Genomic DNA, 12,733 nt, shown 5'->3' with positions numbered 1-12,733 from the left:
CTGAATTTTCATTCAATCGGTTGGTATTTTTAGAAAAACCCTCCTGAGTTTTGCACCTCGTTTTTATCGCGGGCTTTACGTTGTAATGCTCGGTTTTTTCCTGAACCAAACATATATTGAAACCCTACGAATAGCGATTGGCTTTCCCAAGTAAATGTACCTGATTGGCGGTAAGGCGCATCGCTTTCAAACCTTGCTCTCATGTTGTTGAACACATCATTAAAACGCAAACTTACATTGGCTGTGTTTTCCCAGAAACTGTAACGCACCCCGGCATCCATTTTATACATGGCTTTCATGGTTCCGTTTACACCTACTGCATCGCCACGGTAAAAACCAAACAACGAAGCACGCAACTGGTTGGTTATCTTGAAGTTGTTGTTTAATCTGCTGTTAAAAACACCGTTGTCCACCTCGCGTAATTGCAATTCACCTTCGTTGGTATCTGGGTTTAAAACGGTTACCACACCACGCTGCACTCTATGATAATATTCTATACTTGGTTGCACATCCCACCATTTAGTGATTTTGTAGTTTGCAGATAATTCGGCACCATAAGCAGTAGATTTGTCAAAGTTTCCAAAACTCATAACCATTCTTCGATCTGCAATTGCATCTTCTGATGAGGTATCTAAATAAAACGTGCGTTCAATTGGATCGTTAATCATGCGGTAGTAGGTGCCTAATGTAGCACTTCCTTTCACACCAAAAATTTTGGTATAGTTAAATTCTACCGAATTGGTAAACTGCGGACGCAATTCAGGGTTACCTATTTGCACCACGCGCGGAGTGCTGTAATCGCGAACCGGTCTGGTTTGCCAAACATTCGGACGATCTACACGGCGGCTGGCACTAATCTGGAAAAAATCGGTTTGTGTGGGTGTGTAACTCAAAAATGCCGATGGATAAATCGTTAAATAATCATCGTTGAATGTCGCGGCTTCGTTACCAATTACATAGTTGGCATTCACATCGTATTTTTCTAAACGTGCCCCAATCTGATAACCCCATTTGTTGAATTTTGATCCAAAAGTAGCGTATGCAGATGCAATGTCCATATTGTATTCAAAATTGGTTTGATTGCCAATAGTATTTGTAGTGGTATAGGTATTGTCTATTGTTGTGGTGCGGTATTCAGCACCTAATTCTAACTTTGTTTTTTCACCAATTGGATGCACATAATCTAAGTTGGCTTGCACTGCATCTACTGTATTGTCGCTGTTATCGTTGTATCGAGTGGGCGAATTTCCGGCAATGCCAAAATCGCCACTTTGGTCGTTGTTTGTTTTGTTATAATTGACCTCAAGATCTAAGGTTTGCCCTGGTTTAGCAAATAATTTTTTCCAAGCCGCATTATAGATTTGCGATTCATTTGTTCCATCGTATTGATCGGTTTGTAAAAACAATGGGGTGTTTGGCGACGAAATGGTATTTGCTACCGTTCCAATTCCATCTGCATAGGTTTGATTGGTGTAAACAGAGAACGTGTTCTTATCGTTTGCATAAAAATCAAAACCCACTTTGAACACATGAGTGATGTTATCGTTCACAATATCAAAAATTTGCTGACTCATATCATCTAATTGCGTCATTGTGCCCCCATTCAGCGTTTTTTGGTCGGAATAATTATAGTTTCCAAAAAAATTGATTTTTCCTTTGCGATAATTCAAATCTAAGCCTTGATTAAACTTTGGAACTCTTGCAAACGTAATGTTTCCGTTATAACTGCCATTAAATCCATCTTTCATATTTTTCTTCAACACAAAATTAATCATACCGCTCATTCCTTCTGGGTTATATTTTGCCGATGGATTGGTGATTAATTCAATTTTATCAATAGCGTTTGACGGAATTTGCTTTAACAACGTTTTTGGGTCTAACTGCGTAGGTTTTCCATCAATCAAAACACGAACATTTTCATTGCCGCGCATTGAGATATTTCCATCTTGATCTACGTTTACCGAAGGAATATTGTTCATAATGTCCGAAGCTGTGGCACCTGCGGTAGATAAATCTTTCCCCACGCGAATCACTTTTCGGTCAACCAACTGTTCCATGGTGCTGCGTTCGGCATTAATCACCACTGCATCAAGCACTTCCTCATCTACTTCCAAAGCAATCATTCCCAAATCTTTTGTTTTTTCGGTCGATAAATTAATCGTGTTTTTATAGGTTTTAAAACCGATATATTCCACCGAAATTTCTACCGAAGTATTTGGCAAATTGGTAATGGTAAACGATCCGTCTTCATCGGTTAAATCGCCCGAAATAATTTGACCGTTTGCCGAAATAGCTACCGATGCAAAACCCACCGCGTTTTTGGTCGATTTTTCGGAAACTTTTCCCTTAATAACTCCATTACCTGCTGGCTGCTGCTGTGCCCAAGAGCTGAACGATACAGCTAAAAGTAAAGATAAACTTACGTATCTCTTTTTCATTTTTTTTTATTTTGTATGATTTTGAAGGAACTTCCAAATAAGTGTTCCTCTTAAATTATTGTTTGATGAATTAGTGTGCAATTGATTTAAAATGTTACACAAAACAAAAAATAATTCTACACCGCATTTTTTGTAAATTAAAAGCCACTGAAAAGTTTTATCTTTGCACCTTAATTAAAAATTTTAAAACAATGTCTTTACAAGAAATTTTAACGCCGTACATTCAGCAAGCAGTTCAACAATTGTTCGATTTAACGATCGACCGAGTAGAATTTCAGGCTACGCGCAGGGATTTTGAAGGAGACATTACCATGGTGGTTTTTCCGTTGGTAAAGCAATTAAAAGGCAATCCTGCCGAAATAGGAACTAAAATTGGCACCTATTTAGTAGAAAATGTTGATGTTGTTTCAAAGTTCAACGTGGTGCAAGGATTTTTAAATATTGTGATTAGCGATAGTTACTATAGCCAATTTTTTAATGCTATTTTAAATCATAAAACCTACGGATACCAACCAACCAACTCCGATGCTAAAGCGGTAATGGTAGAATACGCATCGCCAAACACCAACAAACCTTTGCATTTAGGGCATGTTCGTAATGTACTTTTAGGTTATTCTGTAGCCGAAATTTTAAAAGCTTCGGGCAAAAAAGTATATAAAACACAGGTTATTAACGATCGTGGCATTCATATCTGTAAATCCATGTTGGCTTGGGAAAAATTCGGAAACAACGAAACACCAGAATCTACCGGATTAAAAGGCGATAAGCTGGTTGGGAATTATTATGTGGAATTTGATAAAGCGTACAAAGCAGAAATCAATCAATTAATAGAAAAAGGTCTAACCGAAGACGAAGCCAAGAAACAAGCTCCATTAATTTTAGAAGCTCAAGAAATGCTTCGTAAATGGGAAGCTGGCGATGAGCAGGTTGTGGCGCTTTGGGAAAAAATGAACAATTGGGTTTATGCTGGTTTCGAGTCAACTTATAAAAACATTGGCGTAGATTTCGACTGTAATTATTACGAAAGCAATACCTATTTGTTGGGGAAAGATGTGGTGGATGAAGGTTTGGCAAAAGGAATTTTCTATAAAAAAGAAGATAATTCGGTTTGGATTGATTTAATTCCAGATGGTTTAGATGAAAAATTAGTGTTGCGTTCAGACGGAACTTCAGTTTACATGACCCAAGATATCGGAACAGCCATTCAGCGTGTAAAAGATTTTCCTGATGTGGGCGGAATGGTTTATACCGTTGGAAACGAACAAGATTACCACTTTAAAGTGTTGTTCTTAATCTTGAAAAAATTGGGGTATGATTGGGCAGAACATTTGTATCATCTATCGTACGGAATGGTTGATTTACCTTCGGGAAAAATGAAATCGCGCGAAGGAACCGTTGTTGATGCCGATGATTTGATGAACGATATGACGGTGACTGCCAAAGAAATTTCAGAAGAATTAGGTAAGTTAGATGGATTATCAACCGAACAAAAAGACAATTTGTACCAAATGATTGGTTTAGGCGCTTTGAAGTATTACATTTTAAAGGTAGATCCTAAAAAGCGTATTTTGTTCGATCCAAAAGAATCGGTAGATTTTGCAGGAAACACCGGTCCGTTCATTCAATATACCTATGCACGTATTCAGTCTATTCTTCGCAAAGCCGATTTTGATTATAGTTCTGTCATATTGAACGATAGCAAAGTATCTCTTCACGAAAAAGAAAAAGAGTTAATTAAAATATTGGCACAGTTTCCCGAAGTGATTCAGCAAGCCGCCAAAACATACAGTCCAGCATTAATTGCCAATTACACCTACGATTTGGTTAAAGAATACAATTCGTTTTACCAGTCGGTTTCTATTTTAGGAGAAGCAAATCACGATAAAAAAGTATTCCGTGTGCAATTGTCCAACAAAGTAGGGCAAACGGTTAAAAACGCCTTTGCTTTATTGGGAATTGATGTTCCGAATAGAATGTAAAAAATACGAAAACGCCTCTTTTGAAAGGGGCGTTTTATTGTTAATCTCTTTATAGATTTTTAAAATAACCAAAACCATCATCAATTAGTAATCTTCTATCTAAAAAACTATTAAATAGCTCACATGATGTTTCGGGTAATAAAGAACAACTAAAACAAGCTGACAAATTTAGATTTCCAACTCCTTGACCATTTGTGTGATAACAAATTGGATCTGTGGCACAATCTTTAGCTCTCATAATTGCGGATTGAATTAGTTTACCAATCTTATCATCATCACATAATGAAGTTAAACCACCATAACTCCCTTCGGAACCTGCAATAGTATAAATTAAAACACCATTCATATTAGGGGTTTCACTAACGTAAATTCGTTCTTGAATTGATGTTGAAGGATAACCACATAAATATTCTAATTCTTTTATTATCAAATGTGAAAAAGTATGTATGAGTATCAGTTTAGGGTTTACTTCTATATCTTTATTAAAAGCAGAATCAAAATTATGATAGTTGTTTAAAATTGGTTCAACTCTTGTTTTAATCAATTGTGATGAATTTAACCAATTAGCTAAAATATCATTGTCAAATTCAAAAAATATACCCTCACCAAAACTTTCAATTGCAGGTAAATATTTTGTTGTTAATCCTTTATTTGATGTATATTTTTTTCTTATTGCATCAACTTTATCATTTTCAATATCTTCTTCTTTCAATGCTGTATCAATTGAAATAGGTTCTTGTCTGGTGTAAGATGTTTGAACAGATGTAAATTTTATTTTATCCATTCTGAAAATGGATTTTATTAAGTCATTTTGAAAATAATTTGAATCTACTTTGTCAAAAATCAATAAGTCTTTTATTTCATCATTTCCTTTACTTGTAATGTATTTAAATTCATCAAAACGGTACTCATTCTCACTTTTTGTTATTTCTGCATCTCTTTCGACAAAATCATTATCGATTAGTCTTTGAATAGAATTTACCTCTATTGAAAATGAATTAGTTGCTAATAAAACACTTGAAATAATATCAGCCGAAAGACCATTATCAAATAACTCTCTAATCATCTTGATTTTTGATTTATTTAATTCGTCTTTTGCTGGAATATAAATACTTGATAAAATATTTGGATAATATACACTATTACTAGAACGAATAACTGGTTTAAAGAGTATGTCTTTAATTTCAGCATTTGGTATTAATTCTTGATTCTTAATTCTTAAATTAAACAAACCTGATAATGTTGTAAAGTTTAATGTTTCACCCTCTTTATTTTTTGCAATAATATTAATACCACTTAAATCATCTAATTTGTCTGAGGTGCGATATTCTAAAAATAAATCACTAGGTACTTCTACATTGGATAAAGAGAGAGTTTCGTCATTAGCATCTATATCTTTATTTTCATTGTTAGATTTTTCTCTTTTTTCTCTTTTTAACATTGACCATTTATCCCAAGGAATATCAGCAATCTCTCCATTAGGAGCAGTTAAAATAAAACGTACTTGTTCTAAGTCAAAGAATTTTCGTCTACTATTTCTATTTTTAGTATAACACTTATAACATTTAGGAGGAAAAAAATTATCTCTATGATTAATTTCTACATTATTTAACCAATTGTATTTCCAATTTGAAATTTTATCAAATTTATTACAACTACTACAATAAAACCATTCTGGAAAATAGGATGCAGCAATTGTATTATCATCTCCATTTTGCAGTTGAAAACCATTTTTTATATCATTCACAGGGATTTTTACTAATCGTTCAAGATTGATAAAATATTTACTTAATCTGTTCTTGAAACGAACATCTTCAATATTATTATGGTCTTGAAAATCACCATCAACACTTTTAAAAAAAGGCCATTCGTCAAATGGTTTTATTATTATTGAACCGTCTCTAGTTTCAATAATAGAACCTACACCTCCATAAGCACTTATGGTATTTCTAGTTTGTATTTGTTCGTATTTACCCATTTAATTTGCTAATTTTATTATACTATTGGTGTCTATTTCCCTCATTGACATCATTAAGCTCCATTCATCGAGGTCTGCAATTTTTTGAATTAATAATTTGTATGTAAGTCCTTCCTCTTTTGTCGTCCATTTTTTTACATATTCATCAAGTTTATTTATTGCATAATCACGTTGCTTTATGTTTTTAATTCTTTCAGATAAAAATGTTTTTAACTCATAAATATTACCATCGAAATCATTTGCTTGATTGTTTTTGTACAACCCTTTTTTATGTCTAACATAAGCAACTAAAAGACTTGCCATAACTTTATCTACTGCAATTTCAGTAAATGGTGTTACACTTAATGGTTCCACATATTTGTAGTAAGCATTGTGGAAGCTAACATAGTTCTCGAAATATGATTTATCTCTTGAACGGTTTGCATCTAAGAGATTTATCACTATACCCATATCTTCACGACCAACTCTACTGGATGCTTGGATATACTCCGCTACATTTTTAGATTGCCCATTCATTAACATCACATTTAATCTTTTTATATCAATACCAACAGAAAACATATTAGAAGCTAATACTAAATCGACTGTCTTTTGAACATAATCCCTGCCTTCATATCTATTCAAAGTAAATGATTGTTCTAATTCATCTAACAGTTTTTTAATTGAATTACTTTCAATTCTACTTGTTAGTTCTTTTGTTCTTGATGGTAAACCAATCCAATTAAAAGCATATTTATCTCTACTAATATTATATCTGCTGTGAAGTAATTTTATCAAGGAAAGTATTTCAGCTGGAACTTTATTGTATATTTTACCAACGTCTCTTAAACTATTATAGAATGAAACAATTGTCCAGAAGTAGTTCATTTTATTTATGCATTCTTCATGGGATAAATTTTCATTTTCAATTAAATATTTGAATAATTCAATACGAGCTATGAAAAGATTACCTAGTATTTGAATTTGTGAATTTAGACCTGTTTTACCTGTTGGCATGAAACCTATGTGCTTTCTTTTACTATCATTTGATACAAACGAGAAAAAGTTGTCGTTATAGCTTAATCCCATTGGTGGGAATATATTTAACTTTCTATTTCCATACAACATTTCAATTTGATGAGCCGTATTTCTTGTTGTAGCTGTTGAAGCAATAATTTTTGGTTTTCTATTTCCTTTTGTAGATAGTAACTCGACAATAGATTCGTAAATGCCAGTTATAGAACCAAGTGGACCACTAAGCAAGTGCAACTCATCTTGAATAATTAAATCAGGAGTTAACTTATCTTTATCAATAGAATTAAATAACTTATGTGCTTCTTCTCTGTGTGAAATCATAGCAAATTTATCTACTGTAGCGAAAAGTAAAGTTGGTGGTGTATCATAGATTTTATCATCTACAAAATATATTGGCAATTCATTACTGAATGTACAAGTGTTATTTATACATTTTATTTTAAATGAATTTGTAGTTGCATGATAACCTTGTTCAAAAAAATTAAATTTGTTTTTTGATATTATTTTGCAACCACACCACGAACAATTCTCAATTGGGAATTTATTTGCTTTTTGAAAATCGTAATTTTTACTAGTGTTTGCACGAACTAAATTTTGAGAAATGTCATCAAATATTTTTTTTGCATCTTTAAATGAGTTAGGTGTTGATGAAGCACCAACCCACATACCTATTGAAATAGGAGTGTCACCAAAATAATAATCATCTTTATATTTATATTGTTTTCTTAGAAAATCTAATGATAAGATAAGTTTTGTAGCACGTTCAAACTGTTGGGCTGTTAGAAGTCTTAATGTATAACGCATTATTACTGCTACACCGTCAGCTTCATCTTCATTTAAGATTCTTCTGCTAATGATGGTAAATGCTGTTAAAGCTAAGTAAGCTTCAGTTTTACCACCACCAGTAGGGAACCATAATAAATCAACTATATTATTTCTATCCTCCGAATCGGGATTAATTAAAGATTCTAGATTTAAAAGAAAAAAAGCTAATTGGAAAGGTCTATATTTTGGATTGAAAGTTGAATTTTCTCTGAAATAATCAAGATTATTATAATTTATATTTTCATCTATTTCTGTTAGTTCTATATTCTTTTTACCAAACTGTTTTTCATTTGAAACAAACATTTGAATATACATTGCAGTGTTTGCTAACTTAAATGATTTGAATGCTTCTTCGTTTTCTTTTAAAAATTTAATATTCTTTATTAGTCTTTTGAAAGTTTCAGATTGTTTTCCAATTATATTACTTTTAATATTTTGAAAACTATCAGCTGTTTTAATGGTAATTTGTTTATCAATCCATTTTTGATATTCATTAACAAATAAATAGAGTTTATCTATAATTTCATCATTATTTAGATCTGACCAAATAGATAATTTTCTTAATTCTGTAATTGATTTTAAATCTTCTGGAAAATCTTCTTTAAATTCATTGCTATAACTCTTAATGTCTACTTCTGGCAAGAATGTTGTGTTTAGTTCTGTGGGTTGTTTATCGTCATTCCATTTTACAGCACATCCATGTCCAATAGCAAATGAAAATTCTTCTCTATATTGGAAGTTTATTGTATTTAATTCTTCATCAAAAGGATTGTTTTCACTAAATTGTTTATAAGGTAAGAAAGTTGTTCCATTCACTTTTATTTGTGCTTGAAACATAGCTTTGGAATTTAATCTCTCATTGCTAAATGAAAATTTCTTTTTTGAATGTTGTAATCTATTAGCTAGTAAAATTTTAATGAACTTTCCGTGATTTGTTTGTAAAACCTTTTTAAAAAAACAAGTGATTGTATCTTTTGTTTCTTCTTCAATTTCTAAAGGTATTGGTGTAGCTTCATTTGAATAATTATCTTCAAGATTAATTTTGATTATTTTTTGTTCACAAGGAAAACGTTTCCATAGACGCCCTAATAGTAACTCTACTTTTTTATAACCAACTGAATCTATTAATTCCCTTTGTTGTTCTTGTTCTTGAAATGTTTTTTTATAGTTTCTTACATTTAATCCGCTTTTACCAAAAGTTTCTTTATTGAACATTAGAAAGCCATTTTCAAAAATCAAGTGTTGTTTAATTGGATTAAATGGATGATTGTAAAATTTTTCAAAATCTTCTTGAGAGATTTCTACTTTGCCTTCAAGAGGTTTTAATTGTTTGTATTTAGCATAAATAAACTCTACTGTAATTTCCTTTTGTTCATTAGGAACACAAAAAGTTAAGCCAAAATTTGTTGGAAAATATTGATTAGCTTCGGAATATTCGCTATCAGTATTTATTTGAGCTTTCTTTTCTGTATTATCATCTTCTGCTAGAATGGAATCATTGTTATCTACTAATCCATTTGTAATTAAATCATTATTATCTATTGTTTCAGCATTCGCATTTGATTCATTTTCAAAACCAAAACTATCTTGAACTGGGTCAACAATTTTTTCTGGAAATACAATACCTGAAAAGTATCTACTTAAAGGATAATCGGATATGATTTCGTTATCAGCATCACTAATTAAAATATCAGAACCTGGTCCAATCAAGTTCTTTTGAATTGTATCTCTAAAAATTAATCTTGGTTCTTCTATATACTTATCCTTCATTATAAATCTTTTTTTGTTTTATAACTTTCTCGACTATTGTTCCGATTAGTTTTTCTATTATTTCATCGTTAAGCTTTGTTAGAGCATCGCTTTTTTCAGTTTTATCAGAAGTAACATAATCTAATAAATCACTACCGAGTAATCTACCAGCTTGTTGTCTAATTGAATGGTCTTTTTTTGAAAAAACAATAAATTTATCATAATCGGTAACAATTAATTCATTATCTAAACCAATGCTTATACAATGATTTTTAATAGCATTTAAAACCTTAATTCTAGGAAATCTTGTACTTGAATTTTTATCAAAGTAATTTTTAAATGTTACTAGATTGATTCTATTTGAGTTGTCAAATAACTTTGAATGTAAATCTTCAATACTTCTGTATTTGGATAATAACTTCATTAAAGTTGTTTTCCAACTTTGAGAATAACTATCAAATGATTTTAATAAACCCTCTGAATCAAATATTTTGAGAATTTTTTTAAATACTTCTGGGTTATTGTTTTGATAAAACCTGATTTTAGCACCTTCGTATATTTCCCCAATTGTTGTTTTAATTTGTTCACTATTTTCAATTAAGAAAATACCTTTTGTTGATTCAAATTTTTCAATAGAACCATCGGTAAAGACTATTTCATAAAGAATTTTATCTTTAGGTAATTCTAATTCTTCATTTGTTGTATTCGATTTATGGCGAAAATTATTTTCTAAATCAAAAAGACTATCTAGTGGGTTTGGTTTTAAATATTCTTCTTTTAGGTTATATCTTGTTTTAATAAAACTATTTCTATCCTTATGACTAATTCTTGAATTTTCGTTAGCTAATTTATTTTTAATAAGCTTGTCAAACACAATTTCATCAATGTTTTCATAGCATAAAATAATAGTTTTTCCTTTCAATTCATATAATCTATTTAAAGTGTCATAATTGCTTAAATAAGGAATGATAAATGTTTTATCTTCTGAATTAAACTCATCATTAAAACATTTTTCCCAATAAAGAACTTTATTGTCAATTCTTTTATCACTTACTAATACAACATTATTAATACGAAACTTTTGTAATTGGTTTAGTATAATGTCATAACTTTTCTTCTCAACTAATAAATAGAATTTTTGTAATTCCCGACTTTTACGAACTATTGTTTCCCATTTAGGATTTCTTTCTTGTAGAGTATTAGATATTGATTTAAAATGTTGAATGATATTTTCTTTACATTCATTTATTTCGGTAGGATTATATACATCATTTTTATAGAAATTATTTTTTAGTTCTTCATCAAAATTATCACTAGAAAAATAATGTAATAGCCTGTCAGCATATTCTTGATACATTCCTTTCGAAATATTAGAATCAACAACGATTATCTTATAAAAAAAGTTTAAATATCTAAATACGAATGAAAGATTGATATTTCTTTCAGTTTTGTATTTTTCTATTAAAGTTGAAAATTTTTTTAATTCATTATAGAGATCCTCAAATTTTACAACTTCTTTACTTATTATTTTTAAATTCTCATTGTTAGAAAGTCTAATTTCTTGATTTGACCATAACCATTTTTTAAAAGGATATTCGTTTGAAGGTTCGTTTGTTCCTATAATGATGATGTTTTTTGCTTTCCCTTTCCATTTGCTTTCTTGCAATAGTTCTGTGAAACAATCCCTATACTTTGTATCTCCAATTACAACAACTTCATCAAAGGTATAATCATTGTCTAATAGATAATTTTTAGCGGTTTTGAAATCGTTGCAACACTCAATTAGATAATTAAAAAATGGAAGTTCATTTTTGTTTTTACCTTTTTTATTTGTGTAGTTTACGGGTAACGAGTCATTTTCTTTAAAAAATTTAGTTTCTGAAATAACTAAAGTTCTATTTCGAAAATCTGAAATAAATGGAAAATCTAAACCAAAGTTCAATTCTAAGAAGGTTTGATAATTTTTTATGTTCTCTTGAGTTGTTTTATTGATTATTAGATTTGAATTTAATTTAGTGTAGTTTTTTTTATATATGCGTGTTTTTAAGGAGCTATTAATCTCAAATTTAGGTCTAATATAATATCTATCTTGTGTTATGTGGTATATTTCAAAAATTCCATTTAAGTCTCCATGGTTTACAAAAATTAAATCATCTTGAGTTAGCAGAGGCTTTACTTTTTCAAATGAATAGTAATTTTGAAACAATTTTATTAACACTAATGAATGAAAAATAGAAGCAAAGAAATTTGGTCTATATTCATCTTCAGGTATGCTAATAAAAAAATCATCCTTTTCTTCATTTAAAATATATTTATAAATCAAGTAGAAATTAATATAATCAAAACTGGAAAAGTTTTTAAAAGCTATATTATTTAGGTTAAAATCATTTTGTATGTTTGATTTTACTTCTTCAGATAATAGATTAATATATTGATAAATTTTCATAAATATTTTCTTGATAATATTATTAATCGAATATGAAACTTTTGGTTATCGTTCTATAAAAAATATGTTTTTCTCAAAAATAAAAAAATTAACATAAAAAGCACACAAGTGTCAAAAAAATATTAATCGTTGTATGCGTATTTTTTTATTAAGTCGTTTAATTTAAAATTAAATTCTTTTTTTGTCGTTATTTGTCGTTCTCATTTGTTTTTGTACTTCATAGATAAAAAAATAGTAACTGAAACAAAATCTTGATACATCTTTTACTTTATTGTATATTTGCACTTTAGTTATAATACCAAAA

The 12,733-nt window shown here is 30.2% G+C and carries 5 protein-coding genes; 1 reads left to right on the top strand and 4 read right to left on the bottom strand.

The window, feature by feature from the left end; genetic code table 11:
- Positions 1-29: 29 nt before the first annotated feature.
- The gene (locus NPX36_RS00245; protein ID WP_257499449.1) at positions 30-2,438 is read right to left on the bottom strand and encodes an outer membrane beta-barrel family protein; all 2,409 of its coding nucleotides are present in this window, start codon (positions 2,436-2,438) and stop codon (positions 30-32) included.
- 191 nt (positions 2,439-2,629) lie between these two features.
- Here NPX36_RS00245 and argS point away from each other — a divergent pair, with 191 nt between their 5' ends.
- Entirely contained in the window at positions 2,630-4,417 is a 1,788-nt protein-coding gene (argS, locus tag NPX36_RS00240) for an arginine--tRNA ligase (RefSeq protein WP_257499448.1), read from the top strand.
- A gap of 49 nt (positions 4,418-4,466) precedes the next feature.
- Here the strand turns inward: argS and drmB are convergent, their stop codons facing one another.
- From drmB to NPX36_RS00225, 3 genes are read right to left on the bottom strand one after another with little or no spacing between them, the layout of a single operon-like run.
- A complete protein-coding gene (gene drmB / locus NPX36_RS00235; RefSeq protein WP_257499447.1) occupies positions 4,467-6,395 on the bottom strand; it encodes a DUF1998 domain-containing protein in 1,929 nt (642 codons plus the stop codon).
- Positions 6,396-10,004 carry a helicase-related protein gene (locus NPX36_RS00230; protein WP_257499446.1) on the bottom strand — a complete coding sequence of 1,203 codons (3,609 nt, stop codon included), beginning with the start codon at positions 10,002-10,004 and terminating at the stop codon, positions 6,396-6,398.
- Positions 9,994-12,429 (bottom strand): hypothetical protein, encoded by a 2,436-nt coding sequence (locus NPX36_RS00225; RefSeq protein WP_257499445.1) that lies wholly within the window; start codon positions 12,427-12,429, stop codon positions 9,994-9,996. Before NPX36_RS00225 ends, NPX36_RS00230 begins: the two co-directional genes overlap by 11 nt.
- Between the last annotated feature and the right edge of the window lie 304 nt (positions 12,430-12,733).

It is taken from the genome of Paenimyroides aestuarii, assembly GCF_024628805.1.
Lineage (GTDB): Bacteria > Bacteroidota > Bacteroidia > Flavobacteriales > Flavobacteriaceae > Flavobacterium > Flavobacterium aestuarii_A.
The sequence above is the reverse complement of the archived record's forward strand: the minus strand, read 5'-3'. Positions and strand labels throughout refer to the sequence as shown.